Origin of the sequence: Halorhodospira halophila SL1, from assembly GCF_000015585.1 — a bacterium.
In the GTDB taxonomy this organism is placed as follows: domain Bacteria; phylum Pseudomonadota; class Gammaproteobacteria; order Nitrococcales; family Halorhodospiraceae; genus Halorhodospira; species Halorhodospira halophila.
The window spans coordinates 724,279-742,624 of record NC_008789.1; the positions used below are offsets into that span (position 1 = coordinate 724,279).

The window sequence follows — 18,346 nt, forward strand, 5'->3', positions numbered from 1 at the left end:
TATACGAAGGGTACCCGGGTGCGTCAGCCCGAGCGGTGGGTCCAGCAACAGAATCCGCCCATTTTGACGCCGTGAATCGGCCTCACCACGCTCCCTCCACCCATCGATTGGTGACTTGTTCCTTGCGTGACAGGCACTTTGCCCAACTCGACGAGCTGCCCGCCGGACAGGAGACCGTCGCCTACTGCCGGGGCCGCTAATGCGCCCAATCCGTCGACGCCGTCTGTCAGCTGCGCAACCAGGGCGGCCAACCTACCGCCTTTTGACACCGCGAGCCAGCGCGACTATGCTCAACATATCTATTGATTTGAATCTTGTTATATTGGAGCGACTCAAAGGGGTAACCCATGACCGATCTCGACACCGATGTTGCCATCATCGGCGCGGGGAGCGCCGGATTGCGCGCCTACCGCAGCGCCGCCGCCCATACCAACCGCGTGCTGCTGATTGAAGGCGGTCAGTACGGGACCACCTGCGCCAGCGTCGGTTGCATGCCCAGCAAGCTGCTCATTGCCGCCGCCGACGCCGCCCACAGGGCCCATGACGCCGCTGGCTTCGGCATCCACGCCGGCTCGGTCGAGGTCAACGGCGCCGAGGTCATGGAGCGGGTCCGAAGCCTGCGCGATAAGTTCGTCAGCGGTGTCGTCGCCAACACCGAGAAGATCCCCGCCGAGCGACGGATCCACGGCTACGCCCGATTCGAGGATGCCCGGACCCTCCGCCTCGACGACGGCCGCCGGATCCGCGCCCAGCGTACCGTGATTGCCACCGGCTCCCGCCCCAACGTCCTGCCGATGTTCGACGGCCTCGGGGACCGCGCGGTGGTCAACGACGACCTCTTCCGCTGGACGGATCTGCCCGAATCGGTGGTCGTCTTCGGCCCCGGGGTGATCGGCATGGAGCTCGGCCAGGCCCTCCACCGGCTCGGTGTCCGGGTGCGCATTTTCGGCATCGGCGGCTTCCTTGGACCGCTCACCGACCCGCGCGTCAAGGACGCCGCGGAGGAGATCTTCGGCGACGAGCTGGCTCTCGACACCGACGCCCAGGTCGAATCCCTGGAGCGCGAGGGCAATGAGGTGGTGGTCCGCTTCCGCGATCAGAGCGGCGCGCTTGTAGAGGAGCGCTTCGAGTACCTGCTCGCCGCCACCGGCCGGCGGCCCAACGTCGATAACCTCGGCCTGGAGACCACGGGGATCACCATCGACGACACTGGGGTGCCCGTCTTCGACCACTCCACCATGCAGTGCGGCGATCAGCCGATCTTCATCGCCGGGGACGCCAACAACGAATCCCCGGTCATGCCGGACGCCTTCGATGAGGGGGAGATCGCCGGCACCAACGCCGGCCGCTACCCGGACGTCCAGCCCGGGCGGCGCCACTGCTCCATGAGCATTGTGTTCACCGAACCGCAGATGGCCCTGGTCGGGACCCGCTACGCCGATCTGCCCAAGGATGATTACGCTATCGGGGAATTCGACTTCTCCGGGCAGCCCCGGGCCATCGTGATGCGCGAGAACCACGGTCTCATACGCCTCTACGGCCGGCCGTCGGACGGCACCTTCCTCGGCGGCGAGGTCCTGGGCCCGCGCGCCGAGCACCTCGGACACCTACTCGCCTGGGCCACCGATGCCGCCATGACCGTTGACCGCATGCTCGACCTGCCCTACTACCACCCGGTCCTGGAGACGGGCATCCGCAACGCCCTCCACGACCTGAAGCACAAGATGAGAGCGTGATCGCCATGGCCGAACCCATCAATCAACGCAAGCTGCTCGAGCAACTCGCCGGGATCGGCAAGGCCCTGGGCCACGCCTACCGGCTCGAACTCCTGGAGTTGCTGGCCCAACGCGAGCGCAATGTGGATGAGCTCACGCGCCTAACCGGCATCCCGTTGGCCAGTGTCTCCCAGCACCTGCAGCAGCTCCGGCGCACGGGGATGATCTCGGCACGCAAAGAGGGGACGCGGGTCTACTACACGCTGGCCGACGAGCAGGTCACCGCCCTGCTCGGGATGCTGCGCGAGGTCGCTGAGCGCAACATCGCCGAGGTGCGACGCATGACCGAGCAGTACTCCCACGACAGCGAGGCGCTGGATGCCATTGGCTCCGAGGAACTGCTCGAGCGGCTGCGCGCCGGCATGGTCACCCTGATCGACGTCCGCCCGCCGGAGGAGTTCGCCGCTGGTCACCTGCCCGGGGCCATCAATATCCCGGCCGAGGAACTCGAGGCCCACCTCGACGAGCTACCCGCCGGACGGGAGATCGTCGCCTATTGCCGGGGCCCCTACTGCGCCCTCTCCATCGACGCCGTCCGTCAGCTGCGCACCCGGGGCCGTCAGGCCTACCGCCTTGCTCGGGGCTTCCCGGAGTGGAAGGCGCAGGGGTTGCCCGTGCAGTAGCCCGCCTTACCCGCTGAAGGAAGGATCCCCGCTCGACACCGCCCGCGTATACGCCCCGTTCAGCGGAGAGGCCCCTCTCCGCCCCAGCCCCGCACGTCGGCTAGCCAAGACACGCCGGCCACCACGACAATACCCCGGAAAACGGCCGGAACCGATTCGAGATGGAAACGATCATCGACTACCCAACCATGGGCATCGCCCTGTGGATCGTCAGCCTCATCGCCGCTGCGGTGATGGTCATTGTCTGGCGAATCAATCGCCACGAGTCGGGCCCGGGGCTGTGGGCCGGAAGTAGCGTCGTTCTGGCGGCCTGCTGGACCCCACTGTGGTTCACCGAGGGCCTGGGCAGTGCAGTGGTCTTCATCAACAACACCGGTGCATTCATCGCCGGCCTGCTCCTGCTCGAAGGGGTCCTGCGGTTCAAGGGGATCGGCGATCAGCACCGCAGACTGCCCTGGCACGGGCTGTACCTAGCGGTGGTGCTCAACCTCATCTTCTTCGCTCTCGATCACCATCAGCTGCGCTACCTGATCCTGGATGCCAACCTGTTTGGCGTGCTCGCACTCACCGCGTTCTTCCTGGTCTGGCGCAGCTCCGAGGGGCTTGAACGTTTCATCTACGGCGCCACAGCGGTGGTCTTCGTGATGATGGCAGCGGTCCTCGCCTACCGCTGGGGGCTAGCGGCAACGGGTGTTATCGGGGTCGACGATCGGGTGAACCCGGCGACCGGACCGATCATCCTCGCTAGCATCCCCTGGACGTTGGGTTGGACCTACGGCCTGGCCATGGCCGCCAATTTGCGAGCGCAGCAGGAATCGGAGCGGGCGCGGGCAGAAGCGGAGCGGGCCAACCGCGCCAAGAGCGAGTTCCTGGCCAACATGAACCACGAGATCCGCACGCCGATGAATGCGGTGCTCGGCCGAACGCAGCTCCTGCTCGACACCGACCTGGACGCCCAACAGCTCGATCACCTGGGAAAGATCCACAATTCTTCCAAGATGCTGCTCGGCATCATCAACGACATCCTCGACATCTCGAAGATCGAGTCGGGCAAGCTGGAGATCGAGCCCCACCGCTTCGACCTTCGCGAAGTGATCGACCAGGTTGACACATTATTCTCGGCCGCAGCCTCTGAGAAAGGGCTGGATGTGACCTACGACATTCAGCCGGACCTACCGCGGATGCTGATCGGTGATTCGCTGCGCCTGACTCAGGTCCTGAGCAACCTGCTCAGCAACGCCATCAAGTTCACGCCCCGCGGCGGCACCGTCGAACTGAACCTCCATGAGGTGGGGGAGGCAGACGATGACGCCGCGCATGTCCGCTTCCAGGTCCGTGATAGCGGTATCGGCATGGATGCAGAGCAGCTCAAACGGATCTTCCAGCCCTTTGAGCAGGCCGACGCCTCGACGACCCGCCAGTATGGGGGCACCGGTCTGGGGCTCGAGATCGGCCGCCGCCTGGTCACAAACATGGGAGGACGCCTGGAGGTCACATCACGGCCCGGACAGGGCAGTCGCTTCTTCTTCACCCTTCGGCTGCCCATCGATGATCCGGGGCACTACGTCGGCGCCTACCACCCGAGTCCGCACACCGGGTCCGAGGAGCCGCAGGGCCGTGGGCCGGGATCGATCGCGGCCCCGGTTTCGAACCGAGGGTCCTTGCCTGCCGAACCGAGCGAAGAGCGGGCCCATGACCAGACCCTTTTCAGGGTGATCGCGCCCGATCTATCCGGCGCGCGGATCCTCCTGGTGGAGGACAACCGGATCAATCAGGAGGTTGCCCTACAGCTGCTTGAGAAGACCGGGGCTCAGGTGCAGGCGGCGGAAAACGGGCACGCGGCCCTGGAAGCGGTCGATGCCCGGGAACCCGACCTCATCCTGATGGATCTGCAGATGCCGGTGATGGACGGCTTCGAAACCACCCGACGGCTGCTCGAGACCGGCTATTCCGGACCGATCATCGCCCTGTCGGCGGCGGTCCTGGAAGAAGACCGCCACCGCGCCGAGGCCGCTGGGATGCGTGGCTTGATCAAAAAACCGATCCAGCAGGAGGTGCTCTACGGCGCCCTGGCAGCCGAGTTGAGGCCCTCCGCAGCGGTCCTGCGGCAGCCCGCCGAGCCCCGGGCGGCATCGACGCAAACGCAGCCCGGCGCCGCCACCGGTGCGAGCACCCTGCCCGCCGATCTGCCCGGCTTTGATCTTGCACGCGGGCTTCAGAAATTTGGCGGTGATGAACGCAACTACGCCGACATCCTGGCGCTTTTCAAGAGCGAGCTGCCCGACTACCACACATCTCTCATCCAGCCGCTGCGCAGCGGTACCGTCGCTGATGGGGAGGAACTGCGACGCACCGCCCACACTCTCAAAGGCGGCGCCGTAAGTGTATGCGCCGAGGAGATTGGTGCCCTGGCCGAGCAGATCGAAAGCACCCTGCGGCGGGGCGAAGGAGTCGATGAGGCGCTGATCGATGCGCTCGAGCAGGCCCTCCGGGACGCCGACCAAGCCCTCGAGGAAGTCGCTGCGGCTGCCTGACCATCGAGGCGCCCCCGTAGAGGCCTCGATCCGAGCCCCGGCGCACCGTCACTCCGGCATCCGAATCGTCGCTCCGGGCACGATGCCGAGGGCCTCGGCCTCCTCGGGGGCGAGTTCCAGAGCAGCATCCACTGGCTCGGGCGGTCGATACCCGCCCTGCCCCGGAGTCATGCGCTCAACCGCCACCACCTCCTGCTCGGCAATCCAAGCGATCACCAGCGGTGCGGCCACATTGTTCATGTGGAAGACCGGCTCGAGCTCATCCGGCCATGTGAACAGGATCCGCTCCGATCGGATCTGCTCCGGGGTCGCGGACTGGAACCCCTGAGCCCGGGTCTCGGGGGTTGCAGCGAGCCGAACGTCGACGGGTTCTCCATCGACGAGGATCGATGCCTGCGGAAACCCCTCCACCCCCACAGCACAGGCCAGGGGCAACAAGGCGGCCAGGACCAGCATCTTTAGGTAGTGCATCGGCCCACCCCAACAAGACCAGTAGCGCGAGCTTGAGATCACAGGGTCTTTCCACCTCAACAACTCGAACGGACACGCAGCATACTCAGGCGGGATTAGCCCCACCGCCCGGCCATCCGGCATCATGACATGACCGGTGCCGGTGGTGGCGGCCATGAGCACGCACCGGCACCAACCAAGCACTCACGGGTTCAGGAAGCGGATGGGACCATGCGCTGCATCCAGATGACCGCCGTTGGCGACGCGGACGTACTGCAACCCGCCGAGGTACCCACCCCGGAGCCGGGCCCCGGACAGGTGCGGGTACGCCTGGCCGCCGCCAGGATCAACCCGGTCGACGCCAAGGTGCGGGCCAACGGCCTCTTCAACCCCGACGCGCAACCGCCGGCAATCCTCGGCTGCGACGGCCGCCGGCGTGGACGTGGTGCTCGACACGGTGGGCGGCCTGACCGGCAAGTTGGTGCTGACGCTGCCCTGACGCTCCGCAGGAGAGCCACCGTCCGATGACACACGACCAGGCAGCGCAGCGCCCCCTGACTGTCCTCGGCGTGGACTGCGCCGTGCAGGCGAAACACGTCGGAATGGCCCTGGGGCGCTGGGACGGCGCACGGCTGTGCGTCGACCGGGTCACCCTGGGTAGCGGGTCGCGCAGTGCCGCGGAGATCGCACAGGAGTGGCTCGCCGATTGCGCGGACGCACCGCTGCTCGCTCTGGATGCACCCCTCGGGTGGCCGCATGCCCTCGGTCAGCAGCTGACGCAGCACCGGGCCGGCGACGCGCTGAGCGCGGACGCCAGCGAACTCTTCAACCGGACGACGGACCGCTTCGTCCACCAGCACATCGGCAAGAAACCCTTGGACGTCGGCGCCGATCGCATCGCGCGAACCGCCCACGCCGCTCTGACATTCGTCGACGCGCTCAGGCACCAGCGCGGCTGGTCTCTGCCGATGCGCTGGAGCCCGGGAGAGCTGCAGCGAAGCGACGCCGATGCGGGCGGCCTCGTCGAGGTCTACCCCGCCGCGACCCTGCAGGCCCACGCCATCCCCGCCAAGGGTTACAAGGGGCGTGACGCCGAGGGGGCCGCGGCGCGCGAGCGGGTGGCTACGGCGGTCGCCGAGGTCCTGGGCGGAGGCTTCGAGGTCCCGCAGCTCGCAACCCGCTCCGACGGCCTCGATGCCGTGCTCTGCCTGCTCGCGGCCCGGGACTTCCTGAACGGTGAGGCCATGCCTCCGCCCACCGTGGACGAACAGCTCAGGCAGGAGGGGTGGATCTGGGTGCGGGCCCCGTCCGGGCCCGGTCGCGCAGTCGCGGTCGAGGAGCGCGCAAAGGCCGACGGCGCGTGAGCGGGCGCCTAGGCCTCTAGCCCATCAACGCCGTGATCGCCTCCTCCAGACGGCGCACCGGGTGGATCTCCATGCCCGCCACCCCGTGGCGCGGGGCGTTCTTGGCCGGGACCACGGCCCGCGTGAATCCGTGCTTCGCCGCCTCGGCCAGGCGCTCCTCGCCGCCGGGCACGGGACGCACCTCGCCGGCCAAGCCGAGCTCCCCGAAGACCACCGAATCCCGCGGCAGCGGCCGGTTGCGCAGGCTCGAGAGCACCGCGGCCAGCGCCGGCAGATCACCGGCCGTCTCCTGGACCCGCACACCGCCAACCACATTGAGGAAGACATCCTCGCCGGCCGTGCTGATTCCGCCGTGGCGCTGCAGCACCGCCAGCAGCAGCGCCAACCGACTGCCGTCCAGGCCCACCGCCACGCGGCGCGGCTGACTCCCGGCCGAGTCGGCCACCAGCGCCTGCACCTCCAGGAGCAGGGGCCGACTCCCCTCTCGGGTCACCAACACCGCGCTGCCCGGCACGTCCTGATCGTGGCGTGACAGGAAGATCGAGGACGGGTTGCGCACCTGGCGCAGGCCGTCCTCGGCCATGGCAAAGACACCGAGCTCGTTGGCGGCACCGAAACGGTTCTTGACCGCCCGCACCACGCGGTAACGGCTGCCCTGATCGCTCTCGAAATAGAGCACCGTGTCCACCATGTGTTCGAGCACCCGTGGCCCGGCCAGGTGGCCCTCCTTGGTGACGTGTCCGACCAGGATCACGGCGGTCCCGGTGGTCTTGGCCAGGCGCACCAGCTGCGCCGCACTCTCCCGCACCTGGGAGACCGACCCCGGCGCCGAGCCGAGGGCCGAGGTGTGGAAGGTCTGCACCGAATCGAGCACCAGCGCCCGCGGCCGGATCCGCTCGGCAGCAGCGACGACCTCCTCGACCGCCGTCTCCGCCATCAGCTTCATGGCATCGTCCGCCACCCCCAGCCGGTGGCCCCGCAGCGCCACCTGCTGCAGCGACTCCTCGCCGGTGGCGTAGAGCGCCGCGTGATCCCGCGACAGCGTCGCCAGCGTCTGCAACAGCAGGGTGGACTTACCGATCCCCGGCTCGCCCCCGATGAGCACCACAGACCCGGGGACAAGTCCGCCGCCGAGCACCCGATCCAGCTCCGCGACGCCGGTCGCCAGCCGCGGCTCCGGCGCCGTCGAGACCTCGGCGAGCGTGGTCACCTCGGCGCCCCGACCCGTGGTCGTGCTGGCCGCCGCAGCCGGCTGGGCGATCTCTTCCAGCGTGTTCCAGGCGCCGCACTCCGGGCACTGCCCAGCCCACTGCGGTTGCTCTGCGCCACAGGCCGAGCAGACAAACCGTCGCCGGGCCCGGGCCATCAGAGCGTCTCCCCGTCCACCGGCTCCCGCCGGACCCGCGGCGGCATCCGACAGAACAGCTCGTAGGCGATGGTCCCGCAGGCACCCGCCACCTCTTCGGCGCGCACTGCTCCTCCCCAGAGGATGGCCGGGTCCCCCTCCGCCACCGGATCGAGGCCACGCAGATCCACCGCCAACATATCCATGGAGATCCGCCCGACCAGCCGGGTCCGCTGGCCGGCCACCTCCACCGGCGTGCCGCTCGGCGCGTGGCGGGGGTACCCGTCTCCGTAGCCGATGGACACCACCCCAACCGGCATCGCCTCCGGACACGACCAGGTCGCCCCGTAGCCGACCGGATCCCCGGCGCGCAGATGGCGCACCGCCACCACTCGCCCCTGGAAGGCCATGGCCGGCTGGAGCGCCGGCTGCTCGTCGCGACCGTCCACGAAGGGCGAGGCCCCGTAGAGCATGATCCCTGGGCGCACCCAGTCGTAATGGCTCGCCGGCCAACCGAGCACACCGGCCGAGTTGGCCGCCGACCGCGGCCCCGGCAAACCGTCACAGGCCGCCTGGAAGGTCTCCAGCTGGCGCTCGGTGGCGGGATCGTCGCGATCATCAGCGCAGGCCAGGTGGGTCAGGAAGCCGATATCGGCCCGAACGCAGGAGGCCTCCGTGAGGCGACGCCAGGCATCCTGAACCTCCTCCGGCGGAAAGCCGAGCCGGTGCATGCCGCTATCGACCTTCAGCCAGACCGTCACCGGCGAGGCCAGCTGCGCCTGTGCCAGCGCCTCCACCTGCCAGTGGGCATGAATGACCAGTTCCAGATCCGCGGCTGCCGCCCGGGCCAGGTCGTCGACCGCGAACGGTCCCTGGAGCAAGACGATCCGCTCCCGGAACCCGGCGGCCCGGAGGGCTTCGGCCTCATCGGCGTCGGTGACGGCGAAGGCCTCGGCGTGGCCGGTCAACGCCCCGGCCACGACGGCCAGGCCGTGGCCGTAGCCGTCGGACTTGATGACCGCCATGATCCGCTGCTGCGGGGCCGCCGCACGGGCGGTCCGGAGATTGGCACGCAGCGCGCTGAGGTTCACCGTGGCCCGCGCCGCCCGACTCACCCCGGGATCCCTCCGCCGTAGACGTCTTCGATGTAGTTCTCGAACCGGGTGTATTCACCCAGGAAGGTGAGCTTGACCGTCCCGATCGGCCCCTGCCGCTGCTTGGCGATGATCAGCTCGGCCACGCCCTTGTCGGGGGTGTCCTCGTTGTAGACCTCATCGCGGTAGATGAACGCGATCAGGTCCGCGTCCTGTTCGATGGCGCCAGAGTTGTGACTGATAATACTGTCTGCCACCCAAGATGCAGGCCCCGGAACCGTCAGGTCGTAGACGTCCTCTTCCCCATCTGGTTCGACAGCGACTAGATGGTCCCAAAATACATCGCTTTCGGACTCCATTACACTTCCGGGCTCGGGCACCGTCCGAGCAATCGCGATGCGGTCTTCATCACGGAGCTCATCAACGCGTTTCCAGCCACTCCCCGTTAGAAGACGGTGCCGCGCCGTTGCACGCAGCAACCTGCCGCTCGCCAGTTGTACGCGATACACCGGGCGCCGACCGACTCGCCAGACCCGCTCGGCCTGCGCGGGCACCAAGCGGTGGCGATCATCAATAGCGATAACTTCTGGCGCGCTCCCGACCAACTCTGAAATGGGTCTCCGCTGTCCATCAGCGAGGAGTACCAGCGTGTCCCCGGTCACGCACTCACGCAGATCCGACATAATCGGCCGCTTGTTCGGCCGCTGTTCCAGCGAGCGGTTGAGCTGCGAAAGGGCGATCACCGGCGTGTTCAGCTCCTTGGCCAGCGCCTTGAGCCCGCGGGAGATCTCCGAGAGCTCGCCGGCGCGGTTCTCGCGGAAGCCGGGGATCTGCATGAGCTGCAGGTAGTCGATGACAATCAACCCGAGCTCGTCGTGCTCGCGCTGCAGGCGCCGCGCACGTGCACGGATCTCCGTCGGGGTCAGCCCCGGTGAATCGTCGATAAAAAGTGGTGCCTCGGCGAGCAGGCTCATGGTCGAGGTCAACCGGGGCCAGTCGTCGTCCTGCAGCTTGCCCGAGCGCACCCGCTGCAGGTGCACGCGCCCAAGCGAGGCCAGCATGCGCATCGCCAAGGCGTCCGCTGGCATCTCCATGGAGAACACGGCCACCGGCTTCTTCAGCTGCATCGCCACGTGCTCGACCATGTTCATCGCCACGGTCGTGTTGTGCACGCACACGTCATTGGCGATGAAGTTGTGGGTCTCGGGAATGGTCAGGTCGTAGACCTGTTTGTGACCCAGCGGCCGAATAGAAGCAATGCGATCCCAGTAGAGATCGCTGCTAGCCAGTTGCCTCAACTCACGAGAACCCAGTGCATCGGCGAACGCTGCCAGACGCTGGCGACTCATGCCGCGCCGATACGCATGGATATTCGACGACGCCACCCCGGCTCGCCGGGCCAATTCAGCCCAGGTCCATTCGCCCCGGGCTCGATCAATGAACTGCCAGATCTCGCACGGGATATGATCGGTATGACTCTGCCGGCGCCGGCCGCGCACCGAGGCCGCCACAGAAGCCAGGCGCTGTTCCTTACCCAGGATGCCGATCTGCTCCGCGAACGTGAGGATCGATTCGGCGTGGGTAATATCCAGTTGCCAGGCTGGCCGTCGGCCGTCTTGGTAGCGCACGGAGCGATGCCGCAGTTTGGCCAGCACCCCGAAGCGCAGCAGCAGATGCTGGATCTGTCGCGCCAGCGCCTCACTAACGGTGGTGTATCCGATCTGCCCCTGGCCGCTGGCTAGGTGCGTAACCCACCCATCCGATGAAAACAGCCGATTGAGGAAACGGGCCAGCTGCTCACGCGGCAACCGGAATACGCAGTCCGGGACGGTCTTTTCATGAGCCGACTTGCCCGCCAACCCAAGCCGATCAAGCCAGGCCTGAAGCGGATTCCGATCGTTGCGCCGGGCCACGGGCTCTGGCCGCAGTTCCCCGACATCGACGCCGAGTTCTCCAGCAAGCAGCCCGACCATCGCGGCATCCGGCACATTCACGCCCTGCCGCCAGTACGTCAGTGTTGCCGGGGCGACCCCGAGGTTTCGGGCGATAGCCCGACCCGTGAGCGGCGACCGTCGAATCAGGGCGTCGACAAGCGACGCAAAGCTGGACCGGGCCGCTGCGCGTGCCTGCGCGGCACCGACCACGACCCAACTCTGCGTCCGGCGACTGGCCCGGATCGGCTTCGCCTCAACGCCGCCAAAGGCGTCCACGGCTTCCAGGAAGTCGGCGGTCATCGCCTCTTGACCACTGGTCAACCGGGGCGGAGAACCGGTCAACCCGCCATCGCCAATCAGGTGCCCAAGCAGCCGGACCTCGCAGTCGCGTATCGGCTCCTGCCCAAAGACGGGCAGTTGACGGGGCACACCGATGGCGTCGCCCTCGGCAAGATCCTCGAGCCGCTGCCAGCCGTGGACCGTCAGAAACGGGTGGGTCAGGGTGGTCTCGATCCGCCGCCCGAGCCGTGTCGTCACCTCGAACACCGGCTTGTGGCCGTCATCGACATAATCACAGGGCTCGGTCCAGGTCAGTCGCCAGTCGGCCCCCACCGTCGCCAGGTGGGCTCGCCGCTCACGGACAATCTGCTCGATGGTCTTCACGCCACCATCGGCCTGGACAATCTCGGCGTCGTACGCGAGGCACTTCCCCATGGACGGACGCCCGGCGACGATGACGAGATCGCCGTCCTGCAGGCCGGAGGTCATGTGGTCGAGGTCGTCGAAACCGGTCGCCAGCCCGGTGACGGCCTCCTGGGTGTGGTAGAGGGTGTCGATGCGGTCGATGACCTGCGGCATGAGCTGCCGCATGCCGACAAAGCCCTGCCGATTCCGGCCGGTCTGCTCGGCGATCTGGAAGATGGTCTGCTCGGCGTAGTCGAGCAGGTCCTCGCTGTTACGGCCCTGGGGTCGGAAAGCCGCCTCGGCGACATCCGAGCCGGCCCGGATCAGCTGCCGGAGAACCGAGCGCTCGCGGACGATGTCCGCATAGGCGCGGATGTTAGCCGCCGATGGGGTCTCGCGGGCGATCCCGCCGAGGTAACTGAGGCCACCGGCCTCCTCAAGCTTGCCCTGCTGGCGCAGCCACCCGGAGAGGGTGACCACATCCATCGGGTGATTCCCCTCCGCGAGCTCGCCCATGGCCCGATAGACCAGGCGATGCTCGCGGCGGTAGAAATCCTCCTCATGGAGACGGTCGGCAACCTGGTCCCAGGCGGCGTTGTCGAGCATCAGCCCGCCCAGCACCGCCTGTTCGGCCTCCAGGTCGTGCGGCGGGACCTTCAGGGCCTCGGAGTCCGAGGCGGATCCGTCACCCTGCACCGTCTCCTCCCCGGGTCAGCCCCGGCTAGTGATCAGGACGCGTCGCCCTCGACCACGACCTTCACCGTGCCCTCGACATCGGTGTAGAGGGACACCTGCACGTCGTACTCGCCGGCCACCCGGATCGGCCCCTCGGGCATGCGCACCTCGCGGCGGGCCAGCTCGACACCGGCCTGCTCGGCGGCCTCGGCGATGTCCGCCGGCCCCACCGAGCCGAACAGCTTGCCCTGCTCGCCGACCTTCGCCTTGATGGTCAGGGTCAGCTCCTGCAGCTGCTCCAGGCGGGCCTGGGCGGCCTGCTCGGCCTCGCGGGCGGCCTTCTCGAGCTCGGCACGACGCTCTTCGAAGTAGCGGATGTTCTCCTCGGTGGCCATCTTGGCCTTGCCGTAGGGCAGCAGGTAGTTGCGGCCGTAGCCCGGACGCACCCGGACGCGATCACCCAGGTTCCCCAGGTTCGACACCTTTTCCAACAGAATCAGTTCCATGCCTTGCACCTCGATCTTTCGTATACGGTTGCGGCGGCGCTACTGCGAGGACGCCCCGCCGCCAAGTCGTCGCCGCCACTGAAACAGCGCATCGCCGATGCCCACCAGCGCCAGGGGGCGGAACAGCAGCGGTGCCAGCAGGTACACCGGCACCAGCCAGCCAACGCTCAGCCCCCGCGCCGCGACCATGGCGTGGCTAAAGGCGATGGCCTGGACCACGAAGGCCACGCCGGTCACCAGCGCCAGATCGGTGATCAGGCCCGGACCGGCGAACAGCCCACCGAGCCAGAGCACCAGGGCGACCAGCGCCGCCTCGCGCCCCAGGTCCAGGCTGTGAAACTCCGCGCGCAGACCGCCCGGATTGTACATCAGCGCCTGCAGCCCCCGGCCGATCAGCAGCCCGGCGAGGACGACGAGCATCAGGTTCATCGCCCACAGCCCGGTCATCACCGGCAGCAGCTCCTCCTGCAGGAGCGTGCCGCCCTCGGCGCCGAGTTCGCCCTCGGCCCCGGTCACGGCCAGGAAGGCCTCGACCACCGACTGCCAGTAGGCCGCCGGATCGGGCACCACCAGGTGGAACCCCACCACTGTCGCTGCGCCCAGGGCCATCCACAGCAGCAGCGTCAACGGCAGCGAGACACTGCGGCGCAGCACCTCGGCCAGCAGAAGCACCGGCACCCACTGCTCGAGGATGAGCCGCAACGCCGGCTCACCGGTGCCCAGCGCCGCGAACATCAGGGCGAACAGCGCCGCCCCCGCCATGGCGCCGACCACCACGCCCTGCCGAAGCCCGTCGCGCAGGGTCACCAGCGCCAGGGCGCCGGCGGCCAGCACGGAGAGCAGCGGCAGCAGGGCCGCCGCCACCATGACCGTCGCGGCCTGGAACGGCCCGCGCAGGATGAAGGCGGCGAACGCCTTCACGGCCCCGACTTAGTGGCGGTCCGTGTACGGCAGGAGCGCCAGGTAGCGGGCGCGCTTGATCGCCCGCGCCAGCTGCCGCTGGTAGCGCGCACTCGTGCCGGTGATCCGGCTCGGCACGATCTTGCCGGTATCGGTGATGTAGTTCTTCAGCGTGTTGAGATCCTTGTAATCGATCTCCTTCACGCCCTCGGCGGTGAACTTGCAGTACTTACGGCGCCGGAAGAAACGTCCCATGGTCAAGCTCCTCGTTGATCGTCGATGTCGGTAGACGCGCGGCGCGGGTTACTCCGCGTCTTCGGACTCCTTGCGGTCCTCGCGCTTCTCGTTGCCCTTGGCCAGCGGCGACGGCTCAGTGACCGCCTCGTCGCGGCTCAGCACCATGTTGCGGATGACCGCGTCATTGAAGCGGAAGGCCGAGGTGAGCTCGTCCAGCTCGTCCTTGCCGCACTCGACGTTCATCAGCACGTAGTGGGCCTTGATCAGCTTGTTGATCGGGTAGGCCAGCTGCCGACGACCCCAGTCCTCGAGGCGGTGCACGGTGCCGCCGCTGGACTCGACGATGCTGCGGTAGCGCTCGACCATGGCGGGAACCTGGTCGCTCTGGTCCGGGTGGACCATGAAGACAATCTCGTAGTGTCGCATCCGTTACTCCTTACGGTTATTCGAGCCACAGGCTCAAACAGCCTCCACCCCCACGGATGTGAGGCAAGGTTGCACCTTGGGTTAAGCGGGCAAGTCTACCCGAGATCGCCACCCTGTGGAAAGCGCTGGCGGACCGCCTCGAACAGCAGAACGCCGGCCGCCACGGAGACATTGAGGCTCTCCATCGACCCCGGCATCGGGATCGCGACCCGTTCGTCGCAGCGCTCCCGGGTCAACCGCCGCAGGCCCTCACCCTCGCCGCCGAGGACCAGGGCCAGCGGCCCGCGCAGATCCACCTCGTAGCAGCTCTTCTCGGCCTCGCCGGCGGCGCCCACCACGTGGACCCCGGCGTCGCGCAGCTGCTGCAGGGTGCGGGCGAGATTCGTCACCTGGAAGAACGGGATGCGTTGCACCGCCCCGGCAGCTGTCTTGTGAACCGCCGGACTCAGCGCTGCCGCCCGATCCCGGGGGGCCACCACCCCGTGGGCACCGGCCGCGGCGGCACTGCGCATGCACGCACCGAGGTTGTGCGGATCCTGCACCCGATCCAGGACCAGCAGCAGCGGTTCGGGCTCAGCGTCCACCAGGTCCGCCAGCTCGCCCTCGCCGCGGGCCGGGGTCCCGCTGTAGCGCAGGACGATGCCCTGGTGGTTACCGCCCTCGGCCATCTGATCGAGAACCCGCCGATGGACCCGTTCGACGGTCACGCCCTGACGACCGAGTTTGTCGAGCAGGCGCTCCAGCCGGGCGTCCCGCCGGCCGTGCTCCACCCAGACCGCCTCCACGCCGGCCGGGTCGTAGGCGGCGGCCTCACGCGCAGCGTGCTGACCGTAGACCAGCGCGGCGGGATCCGCGGGGTCGGCGGGAGCCGGCCTGGCGCCCCGCCCCCGGCGTCGCTTGTTCTGCGCCATGGTCGTTAGCTGCTGTCGCCGCCGGCGCTACTGCTGCTGCGCCGACGACCGGAGCGCCGGCTTCGGCGCCGCCCCTTGCTGGCGCCGCCATCCTGCGCTTCGGCCGTCGGCTCCGCCGACTCCTCGGCTGCTTCGGCCGGCTTGCCCTTGCCGTCACCGGAGGGGCCGGATCCGGATGGAGCGGCCTTGCCCCGGCCGCTTTTCGCGCGCCCCCCGGAGGCCCCTTGGCGCGCCGCAGACTGCTTGCCGCCGGAGCGCTCCGAACGGGCCTTGCCGCCCTGACCGCTCTTGCCACCCTTGCCACGCTTGCGGCTGCCGTCCAGCGGTTCACCGTCGGCATCCACCGGATGGGCGACCACCTCGAGGTCGATCTTGCGATCGTCCTTGTCGACGCGCCCCACGCGGACCCGGACCCGGTCACTGAGCCGGTACTCCTTGCCGGTGCGGTCGCCGACCAGCCGATGCCCCACCGAATCGAAGTGGAAGAAGTCACTCTCCAGGTTAGTGATGTGCACCAGGCCGTCCACGTAGACCCCCTCCAGCGAGACGAACAGCCCGAAGGAGGTCACCGCCGCGATCACCCCGGTGAACTCATCCCCCAGGTGGTCCGAGAGGTACTCGCACTTGAGCGTCATCTCGGCATCGCGAGTCGCCTCGTCGGCCCGGCGCTCCGCCATCGAGCAGTGCTCGCCGAGGGTGACCAGGTCGTTGTGGGTCATCGGGAAGCTACGCCCCCGGTGGCCATCAATCACGTGGCCGATCCCTCGGTGGATCACCAGATCCGGATAACGACGGATGGGCGAGGTGAAGTGGGTATACGCCTCCAGCGCCAGCCCGAAGTGACCCGCATTATCGGGGCGATACTCGGCCGCCTGCATCGAGCGCAGCAGCACCGTCTCAATCAGGTGGCGATCCGGGCGCTCGCGGGCCTGCTCCATGATCCGGCCATAATCCTTGCCGGTGGGCTCATCACCGCCGCCGAGTTCCAGCCCGGCCTGGGCGAGGAACTCCTTGAGCTGCTCGAGCTTCTGCTCACCGGGGCGCTCGTGGACCCGATAGAGCGACGGCACCTTGTTCTTGAGCAGGAACTTGGCCGTGCAGACGTTGGCAGCGATCATGCATTCTTCCACGACCTTGTGGAAGTCGTTGCGCTCGGTGGGCTCGACGGCCACCACACGCCCCTCGTCATCGAAGCGCATCTCGGTCTCGGTGGTGTCGAAGTCGATGGCCCCCCGCTCGTCGCGGGCCTTGCGCAGCGTCTTGTAGAGGCCGTGCAGGTTCTCCAGGTGGCGCACCACCTCGTCGCCGATGGCCGATCGCACCTTGCGGTCGCCGTCGACCACGGCCGCCGCGGCCTGTTCGTAGGTCAGCCGCGCCGCCGACTGGATCACCGCGCGGTAGAAGCGCGAGCGCAGCACCTTGCCGTTGCCCTGCAAGAGCATGTCGCAGACCATGGCCAGTCGATCGACCTTGGGGTTCAGCGAGCACAGCCCGTTGGACAGGGCCTCGGGCAGCATCGGCACCACCGAACGCGGGAAGTAGACCGAGTTGCCCCGCAGGCGCGCCTCCTGATCCAGCGCCGTGCCGGGGCGCACGTAGTGCGAGACGTCGGCGATGGCCACCACCAGGCGCCAGCCCTTGGCGGTGGGCTCGCAATAGAGCGCGTCGTCGAAGTCCTTGGCGTCGGCACCGTCGATGGTCACCAGCGGCAGCCGGCGCAGATCGGTGCGCCCTTCCTTGTCGGCCTCCGGGACCTCCTCACCGAAGGCCGCAACCTCTTTCTCCACCTCAGCGGGCCAATCCATGGGGATGCCGTGGATCCGCGCCGCCACCATGTCCTCTTCGCCGACATGGATCGTGCGCCCGAGCACCTGGATGATCCGGCCGATGGGCTGGCGACGCTCGTTGGGCTGGGCGAGGATCTCGGCCACCGCCAGCTCACCGTCCTCGGCACCGCCGCGCCCGTCCGGCGCAAGCAGGACGTCCTGCTGCAGCCGCTTGTTCTCCGGCACCAGGAACCCGACCCCGTGCTCCTCAAAGAACCGCCCGGTGATCTGCCGGTTGCCGCGCTCGAGGATCTCGACCAGCTCACCCTGCGGGGTACCGTGCTCGTCGCGGCCGGTGATGCGTGCTACAGCGCGATCGCCGTGGAGCAGGCAGCGCATCTGACGCGGCGACAGGGCCAACCGGTCGCCCGTGCCATCGGGCAGAAGGAAGCCGGAGCCGTCCGGGCGGCCCATGACTCGACCGCGGACCAGTTCGCTGTGATCGACGACCAGGTACCCGCGGCGGCGGTTGCGCACCAGCTGCCCGTCGCGCTCCATGGCGCGCAGCCGGCGACGCAGCGCCTCGTGATGCTCCGGGCTCTCCAGCCCCAGGGCGTCGGCGATCTCGCGCCGGCCCAGCGGGCGCCGATGGGCAGCGAGGAGTTCCAGCAGATACTCCCGGCTGGGGATGGGGTTGTCGTACTTCGCTTGTTCGCGCTCCTGATAAGGATCGCGTTTCGGGGGACTTTTCTTGGTTTGCTTCGCCATTGTGACTTCCTTAGATTCGTGCCCAGAGGATACGCCAGCGGAGAGGGCCTCCACAAAGGATTCCGGACGCTTGGCGATGCCACCCCCCTGTTGACACCTGCCCCGGGGCCCCGTTAGAGTTTCGCGCACTCGCTGACGAGGCATTCAGCGGGCATGCCGAGGTGGCGAAATTGGTAGACGCGCTAGCTTCAGGTGCTAGTGGGGGAAACCCCGTGGAGGTTCGAGTCCTCTCCTCGGCACCAATTTCCCCAGTCTTCTGGGCCTACGGCTCGGAAGCGAAAACCCCCGGGAGGCCTCCTCTCGGGGGTTTTTTTATGGGCGACGGTTCGCCTCTCTCTTTTGGATACGGATCAA

Annotated in this window: 15 protein-coding genes and 1 tRNA gene; 5 read left to right on the forward strand and 11 right to left on the reverse strand. The window is 68.0% G+C overall.

The annotated features are described in order from the left end of the window. Positions 1-347: 347 nt before the first annotated feature. From HHAL_RS03315 to HHAL_RS03325, 3 genes are all read left to right on the forward strand, one after another. Positions 348-1,736 carry a dihydrolipoyl dehydrogenase gene (locus HHAL_RS03315; protein ID WP_011813451.1) on the forward strand — a complete coding sequence of 463 codons (1,389 nt, stop codon included), beginning with the start codon at positions 348-350 and terminating at the stop codon, positions 1,734-1,736. Positions 1,737-1,741: 5 nt separating this feature from the next. Beyond that, entirely contained in the window at positions 1,742-2,398 is a 657-nt protein-coding gene (locus tag HHAL_RS03320) for an ArsR/SmtB family transcription factor (protein WP_011813452.1), read from the forward strand. A 161-nt stretch (positions 2,399-2,559) separates the two neighbouring features. Next, positions 2,560-4,932, forward strand: coding sequence for an ATP-binding protein (locus HHAL_RS03325; protein ID WP_011813453.1), 2,373 nt, complete (start codon positions 2,560-2,562; stop codon positions 4,930-4,932). A 48-nt stretch (positions 4,933-4,980) separates the two neighbouring features. Here the strand turns inward: HHAL_RS03325 and HHAL_RS03330 are convergent, their stop codons facing one another. After that, positions 4,981-5,403, reverse strand: coding sequence for a DUF192 domain-containing protein (locus HHAL_RS03330; RefSeq protein ID WP_011813454.1), 423 nt, complete (start codon positions 5,401-5,403; stop codon positions 4,981-4,983). A gap of 183 nt (positions 5,404-5,586) precedes the next feature. Then, positions 5,587-5,838: a hypothetical protein gene (locus HHAL_RS03335; RefSeq protein ID WP_144446077.1), complete on the reverse strand. Its 252-nt coding sequence runs from the start codon at positions 5,836-5,838 to the stop codon at positions 5,587-5,589. A 68-nt stretch (positions 5,839-5,906) separates the two neighbouring features. On the opposite strand from HHAL_RS03335, the gene HHAL_RS03340 reads away from it, so the two are divergent. Further along, positions 5,907-6,746: a DUF429 domain-containing protein gene (locus HHAL_RS03340; RefSeq protein ID WP_011813455.1), complete on the forward strand. Its 840-nt coding sequence runs from the start codon at positions 5,907-5,909 to the stop codon at positions 6,744-6,746. Between the two features lie 16 nt (positions 6,747-6,762). On the opposite strand, the gene radA is transcribed toward HHAL_RS03340, so the two are convergent. The 9 genes from radA to rnr form a co-directional block, all read right to left on the reverse strand. Further along, positions 6,763-8,112, reverse strand: coding sequence for a DNA repair protein RadA (gene radA, locus HHAL_RS03345; protein WP_011813456.1), 1,350 nt, complete (start codon positions 8,110-8,112; stop codon positions 6,763-6,765). After that, a complete protein-coding gene (alr, locus tag HHAL_RS03350) occupies positions 8,112-9,206 on the reverse strand; it encodes an alanine racemase (RefSeq protein ID WP_011813457.1) in 1,095 nt (364 codons plus the stop codon). Before alr ends, radA begins: the two co-directional genes overlap by 1 nt. Continuing rightward, on the reverse strand, positions 9,203-12,499 hold the full coding sequence (dnaB, locus tag HHAL_RS03355; RefSeq protein WP_011813458.1) for a replicative DNA helicase: 3,297 nt from the start codon (positions 12,497-12,499) through the stop codon (positions 9,203-9,205). Before dnaB ends, alr begins: the two co-directional genes overlap by 4 nt. 32 nt (positions 12,500-12,531) lie before the next feature. Next, positions 12,532-12,984 (reverse strand): 50S ribosomal protein L9, encoded by a 453-nt coding sequence (rplI, locus tag HHAL_RS03360; RefSeq protein ID WP_011813459.1) that lies wholly within the window; start codon positions 12,982-12,984, stop codon positions 12,532-12,534. Between the two features lie 39 nt (positions 12,985-13,023). After that, positions 13,024-13,905, reverse strand: a complete 882-nt coding sequence (locus HHAL_RS03365; protein ID WP_011813460.1) for a hypothetical protein — start codon at positions 13,903-13,905, stop codon at positions 13,024-13,026. A 9-nt stretch (positions 13,906-13,914) separates the two neighbouring features. Continuing rightward, positions 13,915-14,139 (reverse strand): 30S ribosomal protein S18, encoded by a 225-nt coding sequence (gene rpsR, locus HHAL_RS03370; protein WP_011813461.1) that lies wholly within the window; start codon positions 14,137-14,139, stop codon positions 13,915-13,917. Positions 14,140-14,187: 48 nt separating this feature from the next. Next, the gene (rpsF, locus tag HHAL_RS03375) at positions 14,188-14,547 is read right to left on the reverse strand and encodes a 30S ribosomal protein S6 (protein ID WP_011813462.1); all 360 of its coding nucleotides are present in this window, start codon (positions 14,545-14,547) and stop codon (positions 14,188-14,190) included. 95 nt (positions 14,548-14,642) lie between these two features. Beyond that, complete coding sequence (gene rlmB, locus HHAL_RS03380) at positions 14,643-15,458, reverse strand: 23S rRNA (guanosine(2251)-2'-O)-methyltransferase RlmB (RefSeq protein ID WP_011813463.1); 816 nt, start codon at positions 15,456-15,458, stop codon at positions 14,643-14,645. Positions 15,459-15,463: 5 nt separating this feature from the next. Further along, positions 15,464-17,992 (reverse strand): ribonuclease R, encoded by a 2,529-nt coding sequence (gene rnr, locus HHAL_RS03385; RefSeq protein WP_011813464.1) that lies wholly within the window; start codon positions 17,990-17,992, stop codon positions 15,464-15,466. Between the two features lie 155 nt (positions 17,993-18,147). Here rnr and HHAL_RS03390 point away from each other — a divergent pair. Beyond that, positions 18,148-18,234: transfer RNA gene (locus tag HHAL_RS03390), tRNA-Leu, on the forward strand. The last annotated feature ends 112 nt before the right edge of the window (positions 18,235-18,346 follow it).

Coding starts and splice junctions, on each gene's coding strand:
- rplI (WP_011813459.1), bottom strand. CDS start 12,984: ATGGAACTGATTCTGTTGGAAAAGGTGTCGAACCTGGGGAACCTGGGT.
- rpsR (WP_011813461.1), bottom strand. CDS start 14,139: ATGGGACGTTTCTTCCGGCGCCGTAAGTACTGCAAGTTCACCGCCGAG.
- HHAL_RS03315 (WP_011813451.1), top strand. CDS start 348: ATGACCGATCTCGACACCGATGTTGCCATCATCGGCGCGGGGAGCGCC.
- rpsF (WP_011813462.1), bottom strand. CDS start 14,547: ATGCGACACTACGAGATTGTCTTCATGGTCCACCCGGACCAGAGCGAC.
- rlmB (WP_011813463.1), bottom strand. CDS start 15,458: ATGGCGCAGAACAAGCGACGCCGGGGGCGGGGCGCCAGGCCGGCTCCC.
- HHAL_RS03330 (WP_011813454.1), bottom strand. CDS start 5,403: ATGCACTACCTAAAGATGCTGGTCCTGGCCGCCTTGTTGCCCCTGGCC.
- HHAL_RS03325 (WP_011813453.1), top strand. CDS start 2,560: ATGGAAACGATCATCGACTACCCAACCATGGGCATCGCCCTGTGGATC.
- HHAL_RS03340 (WP_011813455.1), top strand. CDS start 5,907: ATGACACACGACCAGGCAGCGCAGCGCCCCCTGACTGTCCTCGGCGTG.
- HHAL_RS03320 (WP_011813452.1), top strand. CDS start 1,742: ATGGCCGAACCCATCAATCAACGCAAGCTGCTCGAGCAACTCGCCGGG.
- rnr (WP_011813464.1), bottom strand. CDS start 17,992: ATGGCGAAGCAAACCAAGAAAAGTCCCCCGAAACGCGATCCTTATCAG.
- radA (WP_011813456.1), bottom strand. CDS start 8,112: ATGGCCCGGGCCCGGCGACGGTTTGTCTGCTCGGCCTGTGGCGCAGAG.